The 24,869-nt window shown below is 64.5% G+C and carries 14 protein-coding genes and 1 pseudogene; 9 read left to right on the top strand and 6 right to left on the bottom strand.

The genetic code is table 11. The annotated features are described in order from the left end of the window. The first annotated feature begins 18 nt into the window (after positions 1-18). From ACH49N_RS27415 to ACH49N_RS27380, 8 genes are all read left to right on the top strand, one after another. A complete protein-coding gene (locus ACH49N_RS27415) occupies positions 19-3,288 on the top strand; it encodes a DUF499 domain-containing protein (protein WP_358275704.1) in 3,270 nt (1,089 codons plus the stop codon). Beyond that, on the top strand, positions 3,285-3,761 hold the full coding sequence (locus ACH49N_RS27410; RefSeq protein WP_358275702.1) for a hypothetical protein: 477 nt from the start codon (positions 3,285-3,287) through the stop codon (positions 3,759-3,761). The genes ACH49N_RS27415 and ACH49N_RS27410 overlap by 4 nt, the downstream gene beginning before the upstream one ends. Positions 3,762-3,772: 11 nt before the next feature. Continuing rightward, positions 3,773-6,649, top strand: coding sequence for a DUF1156 domain-containing protein (locus ACH49N_RS27405; protein ID WP_358275700.1), 2,877 nt, complete (start codon positions 3,773-3,775; stop codon positions 6,647-6,649). Between the two features lie 4 nt (positions 6,650-6,653). Beyond that, positions 6,654-9,962 carry an SNF2-related protein gene (locus ACH49N_RS27400; RefSeq protein ID WP_358275698.1) on the top strand — a complete coding sequence of 1,103 codons (3,309 nt, stop codon included), beginning with the start codon at positions 6,654-6,656 and terminating at the stop codon, positions 9,960-9,962. A 387-nt stretch (positions 9,963-10,349) separates the two neighbouring features. After that, positions 10,350-10,679 carry a hypothetical protein gene (locus ACH49N_RS27395; protein ID WP_358275696.1) on the top strand — a complete coding sequence of 110 codons (330 nt, stop codon included), beginning with the start codon at positions 10,350-10,352 and terminating at the stop codon, positions 10,677-10,679. A gap of 370 nt (positions 10,680-11,049) precedes the next feature. Beyond that, the gene (locus tag ACH49N_RS27390; protein WP_358275694.1) at positions 11,050-12,417 is read left to right on the top strand and encodes a hypothetical protein; all 1,368 of its coding nucleotides are present in this window, start codon (positions 11,050-11,052) and stop codon (positions 12,415-12,417) included. A 19-nt stretch (positions 12,418-12,436) separates the two neighbouring features. Continuing rightward, a complete protein-coding gene (locus ACH49N_RS27385; protein WP_358275693.1) occupies positions 12,437-13,864 on the top strand; it encodes a PD-(D/E)XK nuclease family protein in 1,428 nt (475 codons plus the stop codon). Next, complete coding sequence (locus ACH49N_RS27380; protein ID WP_358275691.1) at positions 13,861-17,094, top strand: UvrD-helicase domain-containing protein; 3,234 nt, start codon at positions 13,861-13,863, stop codon at positions 17,092-17,094. The genes ACH49N_RS27385 and ACH49N_RS27380 overlap by 4 nt, the downstream gene beginning before the upstream one ends. A 186-nt stretch (positions 17,095-17,280) precedes the next feature. Here the strand turns inward: ACH49N_RS27380 and ACH49N_RS27375 are convergent. From ACH49N_RS27375 to ACH49N_RS27365, 3 genes and pseudogenes are all read right to left on the bottom strand, one after another. Beyond that, positions 17,281-18,060, bottom strand: a pseudogene (locus ACH49N_RS27375) (integrase); the annotation flags it as partial. A 268-nt stretch (positions 18,061-18,328) separates the two neighbouring features. After that, positions 18,329-19,465 (bottom strand): ATP-binding domain-containing protein, encoded by a 1,137-nt coding sequence (locus tag ACH49N_RS27370; RefSeq protein WP_358275690.1) that lies wholly within the window; start codon positions 19,463-19,465, stop codon positions 18,329-18,331. A 29-nt stretch (positions 19,466-19,494) separates the two neighbouring features. Then, entirely contained in the window at positions 19,495-20,541 is a 1,047-nt protein-coding gene (locus ACH49N_RS27365) for an AAA family ATPase (RefSeq protein ID WP_358275688.1), read from the bottom strand. Here ACH49N_RS27365 and ACH49N_RS27360 point away from each other — a divergent pair. Next, entirely contained in the window at positions 20,540-22,153 is a 1,614-nt protein-coding gene (locus ACH49N_RS27360) for a hypothetical protein (protein ID WP_358275686.1), read from the top strand. The genes ACH49N_RS27365 and ACH49N_RS27360 overlap by 2 nt on opposite strands. A 74-nt stretch (positions 22,154-22,227) precedes the next feature. Here the strand turns inward: ACH49N_RS27360 and ACH49N_RS27355 are convergent, their stop codons facing one another. From ACH49N_RS27355 to ACH49N_RS27345, 3 genes are read right to left on the bottom strand one after another with little or no spacing between them, the layout of a single operon-like run. After that, on the bottom strand, positions 22,228-23,010 hold the full coding sequence (locus ACH49N_RS27355) for an SDR family NAD(P)-dependent oxidoreductase (protein WP_358275684.1): 783 nt from the start codon (positions 23,008-23,010) through the stop codon (positions 22,228-22,230). After that, positions 23,007-23,543: an aromatic-ring-hydroxylating dioxygenase subunit beta gene (locus tag ACH49N_RS27350; RefSeq protein WP_358275682.1), complete on the bottom strand. Its 537-nt coding sequence runs from the start codon at positions 23,541-23,543 to the stop codon at positions 23,007-23,009. Before ACH49N_RS27350 ends, ACH49N_RS27355 begins: the two co-directional genes overlap by 4 nt. Continuing rightward, positions 23,540-24,805 (bottom strand): aromatic ring-hydroxylating dioxygenase subunit alpha, encoded by a 1,266-nt coding sequence (locus ACH49N_RS27345; protein ID WP_358275681.1) that lies wholly within the window; start codon positions 24,803-24,805, stop codon positions 23,540-23,542. The genes ACH49N_RS27350 and ACH49N_RS27345 overlap by 4 nt, the downstream gene beginning before the upstream one ends. Between the last annotated feature and the right edge of the window lie 64 nt (positions 24,806-24,869).

Below are 24,869 nucleotides of genomic sequence, written 5' to 3'. Positions count from 1 at the left end.
AAAAGGTAGCAGCAGGAAATGGCAAACAGTAACGACAGCGCAGGGCTGGTCGCGCTACGCGCAGCGTGCGATCCCCGCGAAGATGTCCTCAGCGGCGGCCTCGCCGACAATCACTTTGCAGCCCAGCTGGACAAGGTTGTCCGCGACGCCGACCACTACCCGGTCTACGGCGACCCTGATGCGTTCTTCGCGCAGACCTACGCCACCAGCGGTCTGCGCACCCTCCTGACGAAGACCTTCGGTCGCGTAACCGGAGCGAAGGGTGTGGCAGCCGAGAATGGCGTCCTGCGCCCCACCACCTCGTTCGGCGGCGGAAAGACCCACGGCCTCACTGCCGTCTATCACCTCGCCAAGGGCGCCCGGCCGGCCAACCTCGCCGACTTCGTTGATCTGGCACTGATGCCCGACGGGCCGGTCCCGATCGCAGCCCTCGTCGGTGACGCACTCGACCCGGTCGCCGGCGTCGAGACTAACGGTCGCCGTACCTACACCCTCTGGGGTGAGATGGCAGCTCAGATCGGTGACGCCGCCTTCGACGCACTGGCCGCCAGCGATCAGGAACGTACCGCGCCCGGCACCGCGACGCTCAAAGAAGCGTTCGCTGGGCAGCCGACCATTGTCATTATTGACGAGATCGCCAAGTACATCCGACAGGTCACCTCCTCCGGCAGCGAAGACGTCCGCCGCATGGCTAAGGCCATCCCCGTGTTCCTCGGCAACCTCTTCGAGGTCGCATCCGACCCAACGAACAACGTCTCCGTCATCATCACTCTGGCCGCCGCGACTAACGCGTTCGGTGAAGAGACCACCGAGATGACCGACCTCCTCGATGATGCCGCCTCCGCCGCGAGCGACGCTGTGGCCGAGACCTCCGATGTGCTCACCCGCGCGGTCCAGCCCTCGGCCGTCATTAAGCCGGCCGATGACACTGAGATCGGCGAGATCCTCAAGACCCGCCTGTTCAAGACCGTCGATCAGACGGCCGCCCGGGCCGCCGGCGATGCTTACCGGGATTTCTACGAAGTGCTAGGGAAGACCGAAACACTCGCTGGCGGACCGGAACAGCCCGTTACCTACGGCGACCAGGTCGCCAAGTCGTACCCGTTCCATCCCGAGCTGGTGCGCGTTCTCGACAAGCGGCTCGGGGACATCCCCCAGTTCCAGCGGGCCCGCGGCGCCCTGAAGCTCCTCGCTGAGGTGGTCGCTGGCATTTACCGTGACGGCGACGACACTGCGATTATCAACGTCGGCGACATCGACTACGCCGACGCACCCGTCCTCAACCACCTCACCGACGGACTCGGTCGCGGGGAGTTCTCCTCCGTCGCAATCGGCGACTTCGCTGGCTCCACCTCTCACGCGGTGTCGGTGGATGCTGATGTCTTTCCTGGCAAACCGCACTACGCGACCCGGGTCGCCCGAACCGTATTCACACATTCGCTGGAGATGAAGTCCAACGCCGGCGCCGGCCGCAACGACTGGCTGCTCGGCACGCTGCGGCCCGGCGAGGACGCCACGATCTTCGAGAAGGCACTGACCGAGTCGGAGAAGGTCTTCTGGCATCTGTCCTTCGACGGGGCGCGGTGGCGGTTCAACGTCGAACCGAATGTCAATGCCATCATTGAGGCCGAGAAGCGCAACGTCGCGAACACTCGTGTCGCATCCATCGTCGACGACCTCATTCGTCGTGCATTTTCCAACGACGGTGGGGTTACAGCGGTCCACTTTCCGGCCGCCGCTGTCGACGTCCCGGATCAGGCCAGCCTGCGCGTCGCGGTGCTTGACTACCGCGTCCTGTCGGTGAACGCGAAGGACGCCGACGCCGCCCCCAGCCTGCTCGTCGAGATGCTCGACAAGGCCGGCGCCGTCGGCTCGCCCCGCAAGTACCGCAACGGTGTTTTGTTCGCGGTTCCTGCTGACGACCAGATCGACGTCCTCAAGGACCGGGCCCGTGCGCTGATCGCCGCGGACATCCTCGCCGCTGACACCACCCGTCTGAGCCAGTTCAGCGCCGAGGTAAGGAAGAAGATCGAGACCTACCAGAAGCAGGCGTCGCTCGAAGCGCGGATCGCGGTGAACCGCTGCTACAAGCACATTTATTTCCCCACCAACGACAAGTCGAATGGGCACCTGCGGCACAAGGAGCTGCCCCCGCAGGTCCAAGGCGATCCGAAGAACGCGACGTCCGCGGTGATCGCGCTTCTCGAGGACGAGGGCAAGATCCGGCGTGACTCGTTCACCGCGTCGTTCCTGCGCTCGAAGACTTGGCCGAAGGTCGACTCCGTCACCACCGCTGCGATCGTTGACTACTTCTGGATGGACCACGCATCCCCGATCGTCCGTAACGTTGCACTCCTGCGTGAGGCCATTGCCAACGGCATCAAGAACGAAAGCTGGGTCTACTACGATGGCGCCACTGGCAAGGCTTATACCGCGCATGCGATGGCCGGGATGAACGTCGGGTTCAGCAGCGACGCCGAGATCATGACCGCCGCCGAGGCTCAGAACCGTGGACTGCTCGTCCGCAAGCCGACCCAGGCCGACCTGCGCGCGGTCCTCACCGGCGCCGCCACCACTGGCGCCGAAGTTCGGGCCCTGCTTGACGCCGAGTGTGGGGGCGAACCGTCCAAAGCTGACGTCCTTGAGCTCCTCTCAGCCGCGGTGCAGGCCAGCGACTACAAGTGGTTCGTCGCTCTCGACACCGACCCTGCGCCGGGTGTGCGAGCGCTGTCTCCGAGCTCACTGAAGGAGAAGGGGCTCGACACCCTGCGCATTATCACCCGGGCCGACGCCGACGCCGCCGGCGTCGACGTACCGACCAGGACCGTCAACAGCAAGACGTTCAACGCATCAGGCCCCGGCGGCGCCGCCTTTCAGAAACTGGTCGACCAGATTGAGGACTTCACCATCCGCACGGTCTCCCGGCTGACCATCAAGGTCACGGCGGACGAAGCGAAGGGCACCGGTGACATCGACCTCGCCGTCATCGCGCTCGGCATGTTGCCAAAACATGCCATCATCGTCAAAAGCCGTATCCTCGCCGAGTACAAGAACCTCACGGGAGGGCTTCAGTTCACCGGAACCGCGCAGCGGGCCGACTTCCAGAATGCCTACGGCAACGTCAAGAAGGCACTTTCCGGCGCCACCAAGATTGCGGGCGATATGACTCTCGACGTTGTCTTCGACCCGCCCGTCGACATCGACAGCGCGGACGTCAGCCAGATTCACACCGTGGTCAAGAACCTTCAGATCCAGCAGACCACCATGTCTGCCGAGGTGACCCGATGAGCGTCCGTCGCAACACCACAACCCGAATCCGGCCCCTCACCGCAGTCGGCGTGACGCGCGCGTTCCGGATCACGGTCGTACCCGGGAAGAATGACTCCTACGGACTTGTCCTTGAGGAAACCTATGGCGAGACCGGAAACGCACTTGTCGCGCCCGTCGTTGCGACCGCACCCGCGCAGACTGGCCGGATCACCGACGCCCTTTTCGCGGCAGTCCGCGGCTCCGGCCACTCGCCCAGCGTCCTCGCGTTCAACCGCAAGGCCCCGATCCAGATCGACGAAGTCGACGGCGTCAGACTCGCACTGATCCTCCTCGCCACCCAGCCCATCGCAAAGCACGCCAGAGTGCGAGCGATCGTTGCAGGCATCAACGCTATGAGCGTCGAGGAAACCTATTACTGGTACTCGAAGTGCGTTGGCATCGAAGCTTCCCGCGCACGCAAAGCGCTCCGTACACTCCTTGCCGACGACTGACGAAAGACGACATGACCAACATCCGCCCTCGTGTACTCATCGAAGACTGGCTTCCCGTCGCTGAACTTGGGATTGAGTCGAAAAGGGAACGTAAGGTATTCACCGATCTGCCGCCGCTTAATTATTTGCATGTCTGGTGGGCACGACGACCCATCGTAGCTTCGCAAGCTGTGGTGCTCGGGGGCCTACTTCCTACTTGGACGAAGGAGCTAGCCGACCAGTTCCCTGACGACGAGCCTCTGTCAACAGTGGATTCCTACAGGAAGTGGTTCTTAACGACCGTCGGTATTCTTGGGGACCCTGTGGAGGCTGCCCGGCGCGAAGGAACTGGAATTGCCAAAGGTATCGAAGCATTCGGTTACCGCCAAGCGTGGAAAAACAGTCCGAGCGCACTCCACCTCGATCTGCTACATCGGTTGCTGATTCACACTTGGGGCAGAGTTCCCGCCGTGGCAGACCCTACTGCCGGCGGTGGGAGTATCCCTTTCGCGGCAGCACGGTTCGGACTCCCTGTATTTGCGAATGACCTCAACAGCATTGCGGTCTCCGTGATAAACGGTGGAGTCAAGTACCCCAGTGACTACGGGGATGTCATCTCCGAGTTGGCAGCCTTATTTGCCAACCGCTTGGCGAAGCGACTCGAAGATCGCCTTCGCCCGTTCTTTCCGGTTGATCAAGGCTCCGAAGTCGCTGAATACTTATATGCCTATGAAATAGCCTGCCCGCGCACGGGGCGGAAGATTCCACTTTTGCCGAATTTCTGGCTTGACAAGGCTCACCCTAAGGCAGCCGTCTCCCTTGAGATCAGCGACGAATCGTACGAACTACGAGTCGTCGAAGGTCCAACGTTCAGCTTCGATCCTTCTAAGGGAACCATGAAGGGTGGAACTGCTATTTCGCCATATGACGACCTTACTATTGATGGCGATTACATTAAGTCAGAGGCACAAGCCGGACGAATGCGGCCCATCATGTATGCGGTCGGCTGGCGTGCTACAGGTCGTCCTGGGAAGCGGCCAGGAGCTTTGACGTTTCGGACTCCGACGGATGTCGAGCAGCGCGCATTAGAACGCGCGAGCGAGGCAGTTGCGGTAAGCATGGACGAGTGGGCCCGCCTAGACCTCGTACCAAGCGAGGATATACCTGATGTGTCGAACTATAATCGAGGGCACCGCCTGTATGGAATCAATAACTGGCGCTCCATGTTCACCGATCGCCAGTTACTCACACACGTAACTTTCGTCCAACTATATCAGGATATAGTTGGCGAGGTTCGTGCCGAGTGTGGCGAACATGCTGAAGCGGTCTTAAATTTACTTACCCTAATGCACGGAAAGATGCTTGATTACAACAGCCGTATGTCGGCATGGAACATTAGCCAGAGATCGGTGCAGCATACCTTTGAGAGTCACAATTTCTCATTCAAAAGTACTTTTGCCGAGAAGATGACTCCGGGCCACCTACTTCGCTGGGCTTCTGCCCAGGTCACTAAGGCCTCCAGGATATCGTCCGAATTGCTTCAACAATCGCGAGGAGAACACGACCCCGAGGTAATCCTCTTCCAAGGAAACGCGGCGAACATCCCTGGCGTCGAAACCGGGTCCATCTCGCATATTTGCATTGATCCACCATATTATGACAATGTGATGTATGGAGAATTATCGGACTTTTTCTATGTTTGGCACAAGAGGACTTGGGGGCGAATCGTTCCTGAGGTGTTTCCTCAGGAGTTAGCAGATGTGGATAATGAAGCAATCGCGAACTATGCACGTTTCGCTGCAATGGGAAGACGCAAAGCCGAGTTAGCAGATGCCGACTACGAGGCGAAGATGACGGCGATATTCGCGGAGTGCAACCGCATGCTCCACGACGATGGTGTCTTGTCAGTCATGTTTACACATAAGCGGGCCGAGGCTTGGGACACGCTTGGTATGGGTCTGTTGCGGGCGGGTCTTATTATCGAAGCTTCGTGGCCAGTGAACACTGAGTTTGAATTTTCAATGCATCAGGCAAACATGAACTCCGCGGCATCGACGATAATGTTGGTCTGCCGGAAGCGTGATACTGCCCCCAGTTCCGCACATGTGTACCTCGAAGACATCGAGGGGGAAATTCGAGGTGCTGCAAGGTCTGCTGCACAGCGATTCCAGCACGACGGTATCGACGGCGTGGACTTGCTGCTCTCAACCTACGGGCCGACGCTGTCGGTGATCTCGCGGAACTGGCCGGTCTACTCGTCGATTCCGGACGCAGACGGTAAGGATCAACTGCTGCGCCCGGAGGACGCTCTAGACCTCGCCCGCGAAGAGGTCGTTCAACTTCGTCGGTCGAGGTTGGTCGGCAAAGCAGCGCACGTTGACGACATGACTGACTTCGTCCTCCTAGCCTGGGACATCTTTGGAGCTCGAGAGTTTCCGTACGACACAGCTCGACTCCTGGCACTCGCTGTCGGGGGTGTCGACCTAGATGATCTTGAGCGCGCCAGGATCATTAAGAAGAAGAAAGGCAGTGTTACCTTGCTTGCGCCGAGTGAGCGGCTCCGACGTGATGCGGACAGTGAGTTGCCGGGGGTTCGGCCTGAATCGTCGCATTTCGAGTTCACCATTGACGCCGTCGACACAGCCCTGTACATCTCCGATGTCGACGGGATGCCAACGGCTAAGCGGTTCCTCGACCGGCACGGGTTCATCAGCGACGCCGGCTTCATCTCCACCGTGCAGGGACTCGTCAACGCGATTCCACGAACGAAGGCGAAAGGGGTGTGGGTGATTTCCGAGGCGGGCCTGCTGGACACCCTGTGCACGCTGTACTTTCCCACGGTGACGCTGCCGGAGGCGGAGGACCTGGCTGCGCCGGCAGTGCAGGAATCGTTGTTCGGGGACGACTGACCCGATGAAGCCAGATCCGCAGGAATCACTGCTGCTGGGGCTGCCCGTCGCCGGACAGGCCCACCAGGGGGAGTTAATCGACCACCCCGGTTCGGACGACTCGTTCGTCGGCATTGGGCTGCAGGGCCGCTACAGCCCAAACGATCACCCGCTGAGCTCGTTCTACATCCCAATGCTGTCGCGGGCGATCGCCTATGACCGCGCTGTCGGGTACTGGTCTGCCGCCGAGTTGCAGTTCGCTGCCCAGGGGACGGCACAGTTCCTGGCCAACGGTGGCCGGATGCGACTCATTGTGGGTGCGCAGCTGAACGAAACTGACGTCCAGGCAGTGCTAGCCGGGCGCCCGTTGAGCGATGTTGTGGCGGCGCGACTGTTGGCGGATCCGGCTCTCGAGGGAACGAAGATCGTCGCGAACGAGCACCTGAGCGTGCTTGCGTGGATGGTCGCGCACGACCGGCTCGAGATTCGGGTCGGGGTGCCGCGGGTCGGTGGCAAGCTCCTGTCCTATCAGGAGTCGGGTCGGTACTTTCACACCAAGTACGGGGTGTTCACGGATCGGCTCGGGAACAAGGTCGCCTTCAACGGATCGAATAACGCCTCTGTACGGGCATGGGCCGTAAACCACGAAACCTTCGATGTGTATCCCTCGTGGATGCCAGCTGTGTGGGAGTGGAACGGGCAGGAAGCTGTTCGGGACTTCGAGCGTCACTGGCATGACCAACCGGACGAAGGGTGGGCAATTGTGCCGCTGCCCCAGGCGGTACGTGAGCACCTCATCGAGCACGCCCCCGCCGCGCCACCGCTACCAAAGACGACGCCGGATTCGAACGCCGAGGATGGTGGCGAACCAGCCGCGCCGGAAGGCGAGTCTGTGGATACGAAGGAGGCGTGGGCCGAACTCGTCGACGTCGCTGGCCGACCGACGGCGTCGCCGTACACCGCCGTCGGCACCGCGCAGGTCGAGCCGCTGCCGCACCAGGCGCGGCTGATCGACCGGGTCGTGGCGACCTACCCGCGCGGTTACTTGTTCGCGGACGAGGTGGGATTGGGCAAGACCGTCGAAGCGGGGCTCGTCCTGCGGGAGCTGTTCCTGGCTGGCAAGGTGCGCAAGGCGTTGCTTCTGGTACCAGCGTCTGTGATGCGGCAGTGGCAGGAAGAGCTTCACGAGAAGATGAACCTTGACGTGCCTCGGCTTGAGAAGGGCGAGTTTCTCGATCGGAACGACCAACCGGTTCCTGTACCGGCCGGGCTGAACCCGTGGTCGGCGTTCCCGATCGTGCTCGCCTCGAGCCACCTTGCACGCCGCAAAGACCGCCGGAAGGACATCCTCGCGGCGGGACCGTGGGACGTGGTCCTCGTCGACGAGGCGCACCATGCACGCCGGCGGGGATCCAAACCGAACGACACCCCGAATTCACTGCTCGGATTGTTGCTGGAAATGCGGGACAACGAGATGTGGGGGGCACTGTACCTTGCGTCCGCCACTCCGATGCAGATGAATCCGCATGAAGCGTGGGATCTCATCTCGCTGCTCGGGTTGACCGGGAGGTGGGCGGTGTCCGCGTCCAACTTCTTGGAGTACTTCGAGCGGTTCCGCCATAATCCACGATCCCGCGGCTGGAAACTGCAGTGCGAGATGCTGGCCGACTACTTCGCGGACCCGAGCGCCGAGCGAGACCAGCATCTCGACGATCAGATCACCGCGGCGCTCGGGTTCGTCGGCGCTTGGGCGGTGGCCGAGCTACACGTGAACCCACCCTCAGCGGAGGCACGTTCGCAGATGCCGAACGACACTTCCGAATGGATGGACAAATGGTTGCGCCGCCACAACCCGATGCGGGATCGGGTGTTCCGAAATACCCGCACAACCCTGCGTGAATACCAGGCAGCGGGAATCATCGCCGACGACGTCGTCATCCCAAACCGACATGTGAACGACGCGTTCATTCAGCTCGCACCCGACGAACGGAAGCTGTACGACCGGATCGAGGAATACATTCGGCGCCATTACAACTCGTACAAGAAGGACCAGTCCAAGCAGGCGCTCGGTTTCATCATGACCATCTACCGGCGTCGCCTTACCTCGTCGTTCGAGGCGATCAAGAAGTCCCTCACACGCCGACTCGACGTCCTCGAACAGGGCAAGAGTCTGGTCGATCTTCTGTCGGAAGACGACGACATCGATGTCGAGGACTCCCTCTTCGAACCCGAAACCCTCGAAGGGTCGGCCAGCCGCCTTCAGGACGAAATCCACGAACTCCGGTTGTTCCTCAATGCTTTGAATAAGATCACCGGTGAGGACACCAAGGCGACACGACTGGTCACCGATGTCAACCAGGCACTCCTGACCTATAACAGCCTAGTTGTGTTTACCCAGTACACCGACACGATGGACTACGTGCGCGAGCGTCTAATCGCAGCCGGGATCACCAAGATCGGCTGCTACTCCGGCCGCGGTGGACAGATCTACAACGACACAAACAAGACCTGGTCGGAAGTCAGCAAGGCCGTGATCAAGGACCAGTTCCGTGGCGGCGAGTTAACAGTGCTCATCGGCACGGACTCGATGAGCGAGGGCCTCAACCTGCAAACGTCCGGCCGACTCATCAACTACGACATGCCCTGGAACCTTATGCGGGTCGAGCAACGCATCGGCCGCGTCGACCGCATCGGCGCGTCCTTCAAGGACATTGCCGTCACGAACTACTTCTACGCAGACACCGTCGAACAGCGCGTCTACGAAGGAATCGCCGAGGACTATGGGGATTTCACCGACATCATCGGCGACGCAGCCCCCGTGCTCGCTAACATTGAGAAGGCGATCGAGCAACTCGCCCTCGGAGATGCCAGCGACGAGGCGATCGCGAAACAGGTCGACGCGCTCAAGGGTGAGGTCGAGAACCTCAACAACAACGCCATCAAAGCAACCGATCTTGGTGACTCACCAGAAGTCATCGGGCACGTCGAACAACCGCCCGAGCTGCGTGGCGAGACCGACATCGCCGATCTGGAGACGGTGCTCACCACCAATCCTTTAACCTGCCCGCACCTGACTCCGGTCGATGGGATGATTGGGGTGTATCGACTCACGCCGCCGGTGCCAGTCGCGTCGAACTCGTTCTCAATGAACTCGGGAACGACCGCGGTGGCAGATTACCGACAAGTGCCACAGGCGAACGGCGAAGTCCTCGTCACTTTCAACCGCGACATCAGCGACCATAGCCCCGAGGGCGTCATTCTGCTCACTTACGGGACCCCTGAGCTTGAGGCTCTTCTGCCAGCACTGCGCGGAGTGAGCGCGCCAAACAACTAAATCTTGTGTCCTTGCTGGATCCGTGGTGGGACGCTGGCCACCGCTACAAACCGTACTGGCCTTGACCTCCCACAGTGTGTCTGTCTGCCTACGCTTCGATGGCACCCATCGAAGGAGAACGCAATGGATGACGCCGGTTCCGCACTGAGCGCGACCCATCCCGGGAACACCTGGATAGCATCGGGCGTGAAATTGAAATCCATCGACTCAACAGGTCGTCGATATCAGCCTCGGTAGGCGCCTTGAGAATCGGTGCAATCTGGTGAAGCACCGAACGCTCATTTCGTTGCCGCCGTCGCCGAGGGCGTGATGAGCGCCAGCGTCAGCACGTAGCACCGAAATCCCACCCGGCATCCAGAGAGGAACGTCACCGGAACCTGAAACGCCGTGCTCGATGCGACCTTCCGGAACCAGCCATGTGAGCGGGACCGCTCCGGCGGACGAGCTGAACCCCAGGGCCGAGATGGCCACGAACCCCGCCGCCACGGCGGCGAAGGAACTGTCACTACGAACGCGCATGCGCCGGCCTACAAGGGCATCGCGGCACTATTGCTCGGCAACCGACTCTTGATCCTGCTCGGCGTGTTCGGCGCTCTGGACTGGATGGAGCACAAGGCCCTCGACAAGGTGCAGCACGTCCACCTCGCCGTCGACATCCATCTTATCTGGCGTTCGTGTCAGGTTTTTGAGCATCAAGGATCCCGAGCTCAACATTAGATCGAAACGGAGATCGCCAACGGCCTGCTGTGGCCGACGCCGTGGCTGGCACTGAATTCTGGGTTCGATAGTCACTGCGATCCCGGTGCCGGCACCCGGAACGTCTCGTCAGATAGGGCGATCACGGCACGCCGTCCCGCGATCAAGTGCCATCAGATGTCGAGCCGCCCGATTTGTGCAGAGGTGGCACAACCGCTTCCCGGGTTGGTGGGCGGACAGTCCGGTAGCCTCGCGACCCGGCGTGTCAGATGGCTCGGCGGGTCGCGCCGCTGAGGTCACTGTCCGCGCTAACCGCTTCGCGGATCACCGAAACCGTAATGACGCCGCGCGTTTCAACATCCCCCTCGTACCCATAAGCGATGATGACGAGATGATGGGTGATGCGTACGCCCGGTTGGCCGAGGCCGTGGATCGGGCCAAGTGTGGTTCGCCGCTGGCGGCCGTCACCGTGGTGGTGCCGAACTTCGGGGTCGCCCGGGACGTGCTCGTGTCTCTGGCGCGCACGGCGGGTGTGGCGAACACCAGCGTGCTGACCGTCGATCAGGTGGTGGCCCGACTTGCCTCGCCGGTCCTCGCGCCCCGGGTGGCGTTGCCGTACCCGTTGCTCGAGGGTGCGGTGCAGAGGGTGCTGGCAGAGGCGCCGGGCGTGTTTTCGGAGGTCGCTGACCAGCCGATCACTGCGCAGACCCTTGCGCATGCGTCGCAGCAGCTCGGTGGGGGCACGGGTATCGAGCCGCCGGATCCGACACCACTCGTTGCGGAGGTGATCAGGATCCACCGCCAGGCTACGACTGCTCATTCCGATCGTTATTTTCTGCCGCATGAGGCGTACGCCGCGGCGGGTGCCCGCGTGCACACGCTCGGGCAGGTCATCGTCTTCCTGCCGTGCGAGTCGGACCCGGCGGGTGCTGAATTTCTGGCATACCTTCAGCGGACCGGGACGACGGTCGACGACGGCGCTGATGCCACCGGCACCCTGGTGATCCACGCGTCCGACGCCGACGACGAGGTCCGGGCGGTCACCCGCCTAGTGCGCACTCATCTGGCGGCCGGGGCCCCCGGTCACCGCATCGGCGTGTTCTACGGCAGCGTCGATCCCTACCTGACGCTGCTGCACGAGCACTTCACCCAGGCGGCGATCGCATTCCATGGTCCCGAATCCCACGGCTTCGCCGACCGGGCCCCCGCACGCAGCCTGCTGCGGCTGCTGCAGCTCGATACCAACCTCATGCCGCGCCGGGAGCTGCTCGCGCTGCTCGCCGAACGCGCCGTGCAGTGGCAGGACGAGGACGGGACCACGCTCTCCGGCCGGCAGGCGGAGCTGCTGACTCGGCGCGATGTTCCGATCGTCGGCGGAGACGACTGGGTCAAACTCGACACCGTGGACCCCGGCCATCACCGTTACGGCACGGCGCTGCTGTTGCGGCGCTTCATCGCATCGCTGTGCCGCGACCTCCGCGGCATCGCCGACGCATTGACCTGGGCGGAGGTGTCGGCGACCGTGATGCATCTCGTCGACCGCTACTTTCGGACCGATCCTCGGCACCCCGCAGATGTGGTGGTGCTGCGGGATATCGCCGCCGGGCTCACCGAACTCGACGGTATCGCCGCGCCCCCCACGGCAGGGCATCGTCGACGCCGTCACCGTCCGCGTCGAGAGGCAGTACGCGAAGGTCGGTGCCGCCGGTGCGAGCGTCACCGTCGGGCCGATTCCGGGCGGCAGCGGCCGGGACCTTGATGTGTGCGTGGTGGTGGGGATGGCCGAGGGCATCGTGCCCGCGATTCGACGCGAGGATCCGCTGTTGCCGGACACGGTCACCGGCGTCACCGCGGCGCAGCGCCTCAATTTCCAGCATCGTGAGTTGCAATTGACGATCGCTGCTGGCGGCCGTCACCGGGTTCTTACCTTCCCCCGCGGGAGCCTGCGCGGCGGTGCCGAGAAAGTGCCGTCCCGCTGGTTGCTGCCGACTCTGAACGCGCTGACCGGTGCCGCGGTGAGTACCACCGGTTGGCGACGCGACACCGAGCGGTGTGAGCGCGTGGTCACGATCGAATCGTTCGATGCGGCGACGCAGCGCTGCGATGCACGCGTCGGCGTGGGTGCGGCGTCGGCCACCGAATGGCGGCTGCGGGCCCTCGCCGCGGTGCCGGCCCGGCAACGCCGGCGGTCGCTGCCCGATCCGGTGATTGCCCGGGGTATGGAGATGCGCGGAGATAGATTGTGGGGCAGGTTCACCCGATTCAACGGCAACCTCGCCGACGCGACCGAGCTGATCCGGGTGTTCGACGACCCGGTGGCGCCGACCCGGCTCGAGGACTGGGTCGCGAGCCCGTACGTGTTCTTCGTGCAACAGGTGTTGGGGGTGCGGTTGCTCGAGGATCCCGACGACGTGACGCAGATCGACCCGCTCAGCCGGGGCACCGTGGTGCACACCGTGCTCGAACGATACGTCGAGGAACTGATCGCCGGAGCGGAGGGCACCCCGGACCGACTGCTGCAGATCACCTCCGACGTGCTCGCGCAGGCAAGCGCGAACGCCCCGGGCTGGCTGCCGCAATTATGGGAACGCGACCGCACCCTCATCAGCCACGATCTCGCACAGTGGTTCGGCTACGACCGGGACGACCGCGCCGCGGGATGGGCGCCGGTGGGCGCCGAAACCGGTTTCGGTGACACGGACGAGCCCCCGCTGGTGTTCGATGTGGGAGAGGCGCGGCTTCGGTTCCGCGGCAAGGTGGACCGCATCGACCGCCACCGAGATGGCAGCCTCCGGGTCACCGACTACAAGACCGGTAAAACCGACCGTTACCTGAATCAGTCCGCGGCCGCCCCCACCGCCGGATGCACCCGGTTCCAACTTCCGGTGTATGGGCTGTTCGCGCGGACCCTTACACAAGGAGGCCGGGTGGATGCGCGGTACTGGTTCACCAGTACCAAAGGCAAATTCGAGGAGATCGGATACGAGATCACCGATACCGTGCTCGCCACGCTGCGCGCCGATCTCGCATTCGTGTACCGGTCCATCACCTCGGGGCAGTTCCCACCGAAGCCCGGTGGCCGGTTCGACGACATGACCACACTGCTCGGCCGGGAGGGCATGCAGCGATCCTGGCAGGCCCTGCTCGGGGTACCGGAGCTGGCCGAATTCGTCGCCATCCACACCGCGGAGACCGAGTCCTCATGACCGACGTGGAAGACACTCTGGTCGATCAGATCCCACGGGACCGCATTGAATGCGACACCGCGTCGAGTCTGTTCGTCGAGGCGGGAGCCGGCAGCGGCAAGACGCACTCGCTGGTCAGCCGCATCTGCCGCCTGGTTCTGCACGACGGCGTGGAACTGGACCGCATCGCCGCGATCACCTTCACCGAGAAGGCCGCCGCGGAGCTACGCGAACGCGTGCGTGCCCGGCTCTCCGACAGCGCCGAATCGGACCGACGCGCCACCGCGCTCGGGCAGGTCGACACCGCCGCAATCGGGACCCTGCACGCCTTCGCGGCCCGGATCGTCGCCGAACATCCCCTCGAGGCGGGGGTTCCGCCGCGGATCCGGGTCGTAGACGCGATGGGCTCTCAGCTGGCCTTCGAACGACGCTGGCAGCGGATGCGCTCGGCGCTGTTCCCCGACGATGCCGCAAGTGAGGTAGGGCAGGCGATGAAGGTGATCGTCACCGCCGGAGCGTCCCTCGAGCAGATCCGGGATCTCGCCGACCGACTCGACCGTCACTGGGATCGGCTCGCCCTCCCGGAGCAGGTGCCGGGCCTGCCTGTCCCCGATGTGGATGCGGTGCTGCGCCAAGCCGATGTGCTGCTGGACTGCCTCACCGACTGCACCGACCCCGACGACAAGTTCGCCGAACGGTTACACCTGGTCCGAGAATGGCGCGAAAAACTCGCCGCCGCCCGCGACAGCGACAACTGGGCGACGATGGCGTCGGCGTGCCCGACAGCCGGTCAGGGCGGGGCGGGGAAGAACTGGACCGGCGGAACAGGAAGGGTCAAGGAACTCAAGCAACAACTCAAGGACCTCGGCGCGGACGCCGCAGGCCAGTGTCAGCAGTATTGGGCGGCAGCTTTGGCGATCGTGGTCGCCGAGATCACCCGCGCCGTGCTGGACGCGGCAAACACACGACGACGCAGCGGGCAACTCGAATTCCACGACCTGCTCGTCTACGCCCGCAACGTCCTCGACGACCCCGAAGTGCAGCAGGCCCTGCACGAGAAGTACCAGCGGATCCTCCTCGACGAGTTCCAGGACACCGATCCGCTGCAGCTCGAGATCGCCGAGCGCATCGTCGCCGGCACGTCGGCCGAGGGCCGACTGTTCACCGTGGGTGATCCGAAGCAGTCCATCTACCGATTCCGCCGCGCCGACATCGCCACCTACATGGCCGCCCGCGATGCGCAGCACCCCGACGCCGTCGTGCGGCTGACCACCAACTTCCGCTCCACCCGGCCATTGCTCGAGTGGGTAAACACCGTCTTCGGCCGGTTGATCACGGCGGAGCGTCACATTCAGCCCGAATACACCCCGCTGGACTCGGCGCCCGGCCGGCCGCAATGGCAAAGCATTTGGGGACCCGTGCCATTCGTGTTCGCCAGCCCCCCAACCGACTCCGACACCACCCGCTCCGCTGAGGGGCTGCGCGCGGCCGAAGCTCGCGACGTGGCCCGCGTGATCGCCACTGCCCTCGAGAAGAACTGGCACAAGGAGGTCGGCGGCCACGGAGGGTTCGAACACGTGCCCATCAGCCTGAGCGACATCTGCATCCTCATCCCGGCCCGCACGTGCCTGCCGTTCCTGGAGAAAGCACTCGACCACGCCGGCCTCGAGTACCGGGCAGAGGCCTCCTCCCTGGTGTACTCGACCCAGGAAATCCACGACCTCCTCCTCACCGCACGGGCGTTGGCGAACCTGGCCGACGAGGCGGCGTTAAGCGCCGCGCTGCGAACACCGCTGTTCGGATGCGGGGATGACGATCTGCTGCGGTGGAAGACCGCGGGCGGGCGGTGGTTGCTGCACGCGGACACCCCCGAAGGCCTCCGGGATTCGCCGATCGCCGAGGCGCTGACGTACCTGCGGAATGTGTGGCTGGACCTGGCCGGCCTGAATCCGGGAAACCTCCTGAGCCGGTTGGCGACCGAGCGGCGGGTGTTCGAGGTGTCGACGGATTCGCCGCGACACCGGGACGTGTGGCGGCGACTGCGGTTCGTGATCGACCAGGCGCACGCCTGGTACCGCGTCGACGGGGGCGATCTGCGCGACTACCTGGCCTGGGCGGCAACCCAGCAGGACGAGAACGCCCGCGTCACCGAGGCGGTGCTCCCGGAGATCGGCGTCAACGCCGTGCGGATCATGACCATGCACGCGGCCAAGGGGCTGCAGTTCCCGATGGTGGTACTCGCCGGAATGAGCGGAGGCTTCCGCAACACCGCCGAGTCCGCGCTGTGGGACACCGACGGCCAGCTACACGTGAACCTGTCCAAGAACGTCAAATCACCCGGATTCCGGACGGTGTCTGCGACCGAGGCCGCGCACACCCGCGCCGAGCGGGTCCGGTTGCTGTACGTGGCGTGCACCCGGGCGGAGAGTTTGCTGGCCGTGTCCGGGTACCAGCCGCCGCGGGGCGAGGGCTGGGGGACGATTCTGGCGGAGGGTATCGCGGGGCTGCCCGACACGACGCCGGCGCTGGTCGATCCGACGGCGCCGGACACCGACGGGGCCGACGCAGAGGCGGACGGGATTTCGTGGCAGCAGTGGTCGGCGGAGACCCTCAGCGTGACAGCGGCGTCGATGGTGCCCTCGTCGATCTCGGCCACCCACATCGTCCATGACGGGTCGGAGGTCGGTGCGTCGATCCTCGCCGACTATCGGCGGCGGGATCTGATCCCCCCGCCAACATCGGTGGAGACGGTGCGCGCGGTGATCGACGCGACCGAGAGCGGCACCGAGGTGGGCATCGCACTGCACGCCCTGCTCGAGTCGGCCGATCTCGCGATGCCGCTCGATGCGGAATTCGACGTCCGTGCGGTCTCGGCCGCTCGAGCGGCGGGATTACAGGACACCACGCGGTTCGTCGCCGTCGCCCGGTCGGCCTTGATGTCGGAACCGGTCAGACGTGCCGCGGTGCGGGAGCATTGGCGCGAGATGCCGCTCGCGGGGACAGTTCCGGGCGTCGACGTGGTGGTCGAGGGCATCGCCGATCTGGTGTATCGGGACGACGACGGGTCACTGGTGGTCGTGGACTACAAGACCGACCTGGGCGTGTCGACCCAGACGCTCGAAGCGTACTGGGCACAGCTGTCGGTGTACGCGGACCTGCTGACGCGGGTGGCAGACGAACAAGTCAGCGCCCTGGTCCTTGTGTTCCTGCGGACAGCGGAAGCGGAGGTGCTGGAGCGGCGTTTCGGGTAGGAATTGCCAGCACCCTCACACCACATGCGCCTCGGCATAAACCGCTCCAACCGCACCGCAACCAATACGAACCTGCGGCGGCGCAACCTGGCCAGTGCTCTGGCAGACGTGCGGGCGCCTCCGGCCGCACCCGCGCCATCGCCGCCGCGATCCGCACCGGGCCAACAACCATGAGGATCCGGATGCCATCGACCGGAACAGCGGAGCCCGGGCCCGCATCCGCGGCAACCCACGGCAGACGTGGCCCCCGAACTCCGGGGCATTACGCAGCAACCGGAGACCCCGGGGCGGCCGGCGGCGTCGAACGCGGCGACGACCTGCGCCCACCGAACGAACGCACACGGCGGGCAGCTGGTGTGGTTGGTGGTGAACGGCAGCGCCCTGATCCCGCCGGCGCCTTCCTGGTCGGTCTTCGACCGGCGCAGCCGGATATGGATGCCGTCGAACCGGTGCACGCCGACGTCGCCGCAGTTGAGGGTGACGAGTTCGCTGCGCCGGAACGCCCCGGCGAACCCCATCAGCAGCAGAGCGGTGTCCCGCCGTTCGTGCACCTCGGCCGCCCAGCCGGCAACAGCCCGCCGGGCGGAGTGGACGATGGTGACGATGTCGTCGACGAGCAGTGGAGCCCGCCTGGTGTGCGCGGTCCCACGCGGCGGCGTAGGTGCGGCGGATCCCGGACAGGATCGAGCGCACCAGCTCATGGGTGTGCGGGGTGGAGTGCCCGGTGGCGCGGTGGTGATAGCCGATGGCCGCCACCCAGCGGGCCAGCGTTGCAGGGGCGTAGGCCCGCTCCCCCGCCGGGTCGTAGGTGTCGGCGGTGTCGACCAGGTAGGCAGCCACGGTCACCGGATGCGCCGGCAATGCGGTATGCCCTTGCGCAGTGCACCATTTGTCGAACCGGCGCCACGCCGACGCGTCGGTGCGGCGGATCCCCTCGGCCCGCGACGAGGACACCGCCCCGGCGATCCGGACGGTCGCCTCCCGTCAGCTCCGGCGCCGACCCCACCCGTCGGCGCGGGTGACATCCGGTGCGGCGGCGGGGTCCCGGCGGTCTGTTCGATCGTCACGATTCCGAACCCTACCGACGATCACCGACAGGGCCGCTGTACCCGGAAAAAGGTGTCGCGACATGCGGTTTCGAGGTGATGCTGCGGAAAATCTGGTGTGGCGCGAGCCCTGAAATCGTGGACGGCGGCGAGCGACATCATTCACGCCGAGGCAGAGCCGCCGCGACCTATCGTGGCCGTTTGGAAACCGATTTCTTCGCCGGCAGTTTCTTGGCCGGAGCAGATCCTTTCGGCGGAGCACCGAGCACATGCTGCGCGAGCTGTCGCCAGGCGGGTACATCGACGCCGCCTCGGTCGTCGGTCCACACAAGCGCGCCTTCCGGCCCGCCACCGTCTTGTATCGGAAGCACACCGTTGGCGCGATACCACTTCTTCTTCGCTTCCCAGTTCACCGCGTACTGCGGGTCGTCGAGCATTCCCAGGTGTTCCCAGACGATGCGGCGTCCGGTGGTGGTCACGATGGTGAAGTCGGGGTACCGGATGGTTCCATCCGTGCCGACCATCTCCTGTTCATACACCCACCGACCTGGTGCGACCGACTCCAGAATGTCGGCCAAGATCACCTCGTTCTTGCTGCGTACGAGGGCGCCGGTTCCGGTGACGTGCACCAAGTTCGAATCGACCCGGTGGGTGCTTCCCGCGACCAGGATCTCCCGCGGGGTCGGTGGGCGGAACAGATCGGTCAGTCGCGCCGCGGTTTCGGATGCGGACGGACGGGCCAGGGTACGCAGATCGTCGACCGTGCCGTCGTGCAGGATCACCACGCGATCGGTGTGCCGTGTCAGTGCCGTGTAAAGCAGTTCTCTCGATACTCGCGCCCGGGCCGGCAGTATCAAAAAAGTCTTGCCGAATTCGGATCCCTGCGACTTGTGTACGGTCACCGCCCACGCGAGTTCGAGCGGCGGATCCTCGGACGACGAGGGCCAGTAGCTGTAGGTCCAGCCCACTTGTGACGAATATTCGACGTTCGCCGGGAGGTTCTTTTTCTTATTCAGCCTGCCGACGACGACACCGATTTCGCCGTTGGCGACGTAGTCGAGGCCGGTGCCTTTGGGCCAGGCCTTCATTCTGCTATTGCGGGTGTGCATGACCTTGTCGCCGCGCACGATCAGTTCGGGCCCGATCGGTTTGGGGATGTTCCACTGCCGCGTCTTGGAGGCGAACTGGGTGTCTCGGGTGCGGAAGGTGCGCTTGAGGTGCCGGTTGAGCTCAACGCTGCCGAACTGGCGAGACCGGGTCGGGGTCAACACCTGCCATTTCTCCGAGTTCTCGCCAGCCCCACCCGGCCCCGTCTCCCAGTTCAAATAGGGATCGTTCCAGGTGCCGCCGTAGGTCAACGCGAACGCGGTCTCCGGGTCGGGATGCGCATCAAGGTCGAGTTCCTCGTGAAGGATGTCGATGAGGGTGCCTCGGGGCTTCGATCATCCCAGTTCACATGGCGGACCGTGGACAGGTCTTCGGTGCGGCGCAACTGCTCCCAGATCGCATCGTCGTCGGGGCCGAGTTCGCCGCCGCCGAACCACTTCGCCAGGGCGAGGTCAGCGCGTCCGAGACCGCCCTGCCGGCGGGTCACCTGCAGCTCGATGTAGCCGGGTCCTACTCGTTGCACCGTGTCGAATCGGCCGGGGCGCAGATGCTGGACGAGGTCGACGAACGGGCGACCGGCACCGATGGGCGGGAGCTGGCGCGGGTCCCCCACCAGCACAAGTCTTTTGATGCTGGAGAAGGAGTCGAGTGTCGCGGCGAGCATCTCCTCGGTGAGCATGGACGATTCGTCGATCACCACCAGGTCCGACCGCTCCCGCGTCGACGGCTCGTCCGTGACGCAGTACAATCCGGTGCTTCCGTCATAGCGCCCGGATCGGCTCAGGTGACTGGCCAGGGTGCGGGCCGGGTAACCAACCTTCTGCTGCAACTGGACCCGCGCCTTGCCCGTGGGGGCGAGTAGGACCGGTGCGCTGCCCGCGATACCGGGCAGGGACACCAACGCCTTGAGTAGCGTGGTCTTCCCGGTTCCCGCCGGACCGATGAGCACCGAGAGCGGGGAGGCGTAGAGCTCATCGAGGCCCACCGCCTTCTCGCTGCGGGCCGCCTCCTCCTCCAGATCACCGCCCACAGGGGAACCGATGACCTCGTCGATGACGCTGCGGGCCTGTACCAGCGACCCGAAACGAGGCGCGGCCAGGCGCGGGATGACCCAGGTGCGGATCACCTCGGCCACCTCGGCCAGACGCAGCAACTTGTAGGCCGGCACATCCTCCCCTGTGGCAGTCCCGAGAATCGGCGTCCATTCCTCCTGGTCCACCAGTGAGGCTTCGCCTCGGACCGCCGAGGTGGGGGTCTTGTCGAGGCGGTGAGCTGCGGTCACGCTGGTGGTCATGGCTGCACTGACAACGGTGAATGATCTGCTCGACGGGCATGTGATGCTCGACGTTGAGTGTCTGGACCGGATCTACCTGAACGCGTATGTGCCGAGTCTGCAGGTCGGTGGGCAGGTGGTGTCGTTCATGACCGCACACCTGGGTTACCCGATCCCGTCGCCGGCGATCCTGGAGAGGATCGGCACGGCATTCCGCCGGGCGGTGCGTCGTTTCGCCGACGACAACCACATCCCGGTGGTGCGGTTCGGCAAGCACGACCGCAAGATCGACGTGATGCGGCCGTACCTGAGCAGGCAGGCGAAGACCGGTCGGCCGGGGGTAGCCGCAATCGGCGTCGCGCAGGAGTTCGCCCCGGTGTTCACCGCGACCAAACGCACCGGGCGGACCACGGGGGTGTGGTTCTCCTTCACCAAGACCGACCGGCGAGTGACCTGCTACTACTTCTACCTCTGGGACGACGACTTCGGGCCGGCGTTCGTCAAGGTCTGCGCCTACTTCCCGTATCCGGCCAAGATCTGGGTCAACGGGCACGAGTGGGCCAAACGGCAGGCGGCCAAGGCCGGGATCGGCTTCACCGAACTGTCCAACGGGTTCGCCTCCTGCACCGACCCCACTGCACTACAGGCGATCTGCGACCGTCTCGGGCCCGGCACGATCGGGGTGTTCGCCGAACGGTGGTGGTCGATCCTGCCGCTGCCGCTCACCGGTGCCGACCGTGCGGCGGGCTACTGGTGGCAGCTGTCGATGCGGCAGGTCGAGGTCTCACGCACGATGGTGTTCGATGCGCCCCGACATGCTCGCGGATTCTTCGAGGCCCTCGTCGCAGACAATCTCGACATCGGCCGCCCGGAGGTCATCGAGCTCATCTTCAAGCGAGGCCAGCGGCGGGGACGTCCGGCGGCCGGGCAGTTCAAGACCAAGATCGTCACCTACGGCACCGAGGTCAATGTCAACGCCTTCTACCGGCACTCGCGGATCAAGCAGTACCTCAAGGACGGGCGGGCGCTGCGAATCGAAACCGTCGTCAACGACCCGGGCGACCTGGGCTGCCTACGACGACTTCCCAACCTCGACGAACTGCAGACCCGTGCCCGTGCGGTCAACCGTCGCCTGCTCGATACTGAACGTGTCGGCCAGGGTTGCGCCCTTGTGAGTCCAGCCTTTGAGCGGATCGCACGCCCCACCCTCACCGAGGACGGCAGGAGGGCCCCGGCTCTGCGGTTCGGCGACCCTCGGGTCCAGGCCCTGGCCGGCGCCCTGTGCACCACCACTCTCGCCGTCACCGGCATCACCAACAAGCGCCTGCGAGCCTTGATGACCGGACTGCTCGGCGGTGCGAACTACTCCATGAACCAGGCCAGCTACGACCTGGCCCGCCTCCGGACAAACGGGCTCATCACCCGCATCCCGGGCCGAAACACCTACCGCCTCGACCCAGACGGCCTCCGATTCGCGATCTTCTACACCAAGGTGCACGACCGGGTGCTGCGCCCCTTGCTCGCCGCCGACCAACCGCCGGCTCCATTCGCAATCCGTAAAGCACTGCACACCATAGATATTCACACCAAGCAATGCATCGATAACGCCAGGCTGCTGCCCACAGCAGCTTGAAACTCGAGACAACTCTCGTAGCGCTAGCGACCAAGGTTCGCAAGGTTCGCTAGCGACCAAGGTTCGCTAGCCGGTTAGCCCATGCTGCTTCCACCGTTGACGCTGAGCACCTGCCCGGTGATGAAGCTGGCCTCCTCGGAGGCCAGGAACAGCACCGCGGCCGCGACTTCGTCGACGGTGGCCGGGCGTTGCATCGGGATGAGCTTGACCGCGATCTCGGTGATCGTTCGGAATTCCTCGGGTAGGGTTCCCTCGGCCAGGCCGGTTTCGATTTCCGGGGTGAGCGTGTAGGAGGGGGCCACGGTGTTGAAGGTGATACCGCTGGTGGCGTATTCGCGTGCCAGGCCGACGGCGAATGCGTGTACGCCGCCTTTTGCCGCGTTGTAGATCGCGTGGCCGTCCAGACCGTTGCGCACCGATTCGGCGCCGATATTGACCACCCGCCCGTAGCGGGCCGCCCTCATCGGGGGGATGACGGCCAGCGTGGAGTTCAGCGTGGTCCACAGATTATTGTCGATGGTGCGCCGCAGGGTCTGCTCGGTGTGGCGATCGGTTGCGGTGATCACCCCGCCGCCGGCGTTGTTGACCAGGATGTCGACGCCGCCGAGGTGTTGGAGAGCCGCTGCGAGCAGTCGCTGCCCGGCCCCGGGGTGGCTGAGGTCGTCCACGTGGCCGGCCACGACGTGTCGGGGGTCTGCCGACAGTCGCGTCGTGGCGTCTTTGATCGCCGTGTCGTCGGGTCCGGCGATCAGCACCGCGGCCCCTTCGGCGAGGAATCGACGGGCGACGCCGAATCCGATCCCGGTCGCGCCCCCGGTGATCACGGCGCGGCGGCCGGTGAGTCGGCCGCCGCTCACAGGATGATGCTCACGGCGCCGGCGGGGCGAAGCACGGTCATGTCCATGACCGCGCGTTTGTAGCAGATCTGCAGGGCGCCGTCGACGCGGCGCAGCCGATAGTCGTAGCGCCCGACGTAGTGGTCGTCGCGGCCGTTGCGGAATCGCCACACCGTGAAGTAGGCGCTGGCGCGCACCTCATCGCCTGTTTGCCCGTGGATGCGCACATTGCTGACTTGGTGGCGGGTGGTGGCATGGGGGTATTCCCGGTGGGCTTTGCGGCTTTTGAGGCGTTCCACGCGGGCCAAGAGCCGGAACTTGTTGTCGTTGACCAGGACCAGGTCGTGGTCCGGTTCGGGATCGGGGAGATCGTTGGCCGGGATGAGGTATTGGGCATCGTCGGTGTACAGTTCGACCCATTCATCCAGGCGCCACTCGTCGAGCAACTCGGCTTCCAGGTACAGTAAATCCTCGACCTCGCCGCGCCGGACCGCGTCGCCTGCGGCCGCGTCGGCGCCGTGTAATGCCACAGCAGTACCCTGCTCGATGGTCATGCCACCACCTCCCGGTGCGGGCTGACCTGTTCGCGCCACTGCCGCCAGAAGGCCCGCATCTGCTCCTCGTCGGTGGCTTTGGGTTCACGGGACATGCCGCGGGAGATATCGTTCCATTCGATCCCACCGCTGACGAAGCCGTCTTGGCATGACTCCAGCGCTTCCACGTCGTCGGGGGTGGCCAGCCCTCCGGGGCCCAAGAAGCTCAGGAAACTCTCCAGCCGCAACGCCCGCGCCTGCGCCGGCTCGGAGCCCGGGGCCAGATGCCAGGCGCTGACTTCCATGTTGTCGGCTGCCGTCGGCACGAAGGTCCGGACCGTGACAGCCTGGATGTCGTTGATGATCAGGTTGGGGTAGATGAACAGGTTGCGGTTGTTCTCCGCCATCGCCTCGGCTCGTTCAACGCCGTACCGATCGACGAGCCGGGAACGCATGTTCTCCATCTCGGGCCGCGAGTCTTCGCCGAACTGTTTTTCCCATTTGGCGATCGGCCGCCCCCACGGCGCCTTGTACTCCATGACCGCGTGGCCGTGGCCCAGCGCGCGACCCCGCCCGGCCAGCCCGCCGGCGACGTCGATGCCCATGGAGCTCAGGTACTTCATGTAGGTGTCGTGGGTGGGGGCCGCGTGGTAGCCATCGATGCTGTTTTCCACCAAGAGCTTCCAGTTGGCTTTGATGGAGTACTGGTTGGAGCCCTTGATGATCTCCCAGTCCGACTCCGACTCGTCGACGAGCAGATCGAGGTAGTCGCGGGCACCGGCCAGGTAGTCGACGAGGCTCTCAGCGGTGGGGTCGAAGGTGACGAACACGAACCCGCGATAGGACTCCACGCCGGCCACCTCCTTGAGCCCCATCTCCTCGAACCGGAATGCCGGCCCGTAGCCCTGGCGGTCGGGCACTCCGACCAACTCGCCGTCGGTGTTGAACGACCAGGCGTGGTAGAAGCATTGGAACACTTTGATGTTGCCCGAATCGGTGCGGCACACCGTGGCCCCCCGATGTGGGCAGGTGTTGTGAAACGCCCGGATCTGGCCGGTCTTGGCGCTGCGCACGAAGATCAGCGGCCGCCCCCCGACCGAACGCCGCACGAAGTCGCCTGCCGCCGGGATCTCGGATTCGTGTCCCAGATACAACCAGCAGCGGTTGAACACCAGGTCCCGTTCGGCTTCGAAGATTTGCGGCGAGGTCAACGCCGACCGGTGCACGCGAAACACGCCACTTTCCGGGTCGTCAACAATGAGCTGTGTGGCAACCGCTACCATGATGGGTTCCTTTCCTGACAACTATGCCTGTTGGGTGCGCGCTCGGCGGCCGGTCATGTCTGCC

It is taken from the genome of Rhodococcus sp. NPDC019647 (genome assembly GCF_044389235.1).
Lineage (GTDB): Bacteria > Actinomycetota > Actinomycetes > Mycobacteriales > Mycobacteriaceae > Rhodococcus_F > Rhodococcus_F oxybenzonivorans.
Note: the sequence above shows the minus strand (reverse complement) of the source record. Positions and strands in the feature narration are given on the sequence as shown.

What these genes read in the sequence shown, in the direction of transcription:
- ACH49N_RS27360 (WP_358275686.1), top strand. Translation starts at nt 20,540, where the DNA reads ATGGCTGCACTGACAACGGTGAATGATCTGCTCGACGGGCATGTGATG.
- ACH49N_RS27390 (WP_358275694.1), top strand. Translation starts at nt 11,050, where the DNA reads ATGATGGGTGATGCGTACGCCCGGTTGGCCGAGGCCGTGGATCGGGCC.
- ACH49N_RS27350 (WP_358275682.1), bottom strand. Translation starts at nt 23,543, where the DNA reads ATGACCATCGAGCAGGGTACTGCTGTGGCATTACACGGCGCCGACGCG.
- ACH49N_RS27415 (WP_358275704.1), top strand. Translation starts at nt 19, where the DNA reads ATGGCAAACAGTAACGACAGCGCAGGGCTGGTCGCGCTACGCGCAGCG.
- ACH49N_RS27365 (WP_358275688.1), bottom strand. Translation starts at nt 20,541, where the DNA reads ATGACCACCAGCGTGACCGCAGCTCACCGCCTCGACAAGACCCCCACC.
- ACH49N_RS27410 (WP_358275702.1), top strand. Translation starts at nt 3,285, where the DNA reads ATGAGCGTCCGTCGCAACACCACAACCCGAATCCGGCCCCTCACCGCA.
- ACH49N_RS27345 (WP_358275681.1), bottom strand. Translation starts at nt 24,805, where the DNA reads ATGGTAGCGGTTGCCACACAGCTCATTGTTGACGACCCGGAAAGTGGC.
- ACH49N_RS27380 (WP_358275691.1), top strand. Translation starts at nt 13,861, where the DNA reads ATGACCGACGTGGAAGACACTCTGGTCGATCAGATCCCACGGGACCGC.
- ACH49N_RS27385 (WP_358275693.1), top strand. Translation starts at nt 12,437, where the DNA reads ATGGCCGAGGGCATCGTGCCCGCGATTCGACGCGAGGATCCGCTGTTG.
- ACH49N_RS27405 (WP_358275700.1), top strand. Translation starts at nt 3,773, where the DNA reads ATGACCAACATCCGCCCTCGTGTACTCATCGAAGACTGGCTTCCCGTC.
- ACH49N_RS27400 (WP_358275698.1), top strand. Translation starts at nt 6,654, where the DNA reads ATGAAGCCAGATCCGCAGGAATCACTGCTGCTGGGGCTGCCCGTCGCC.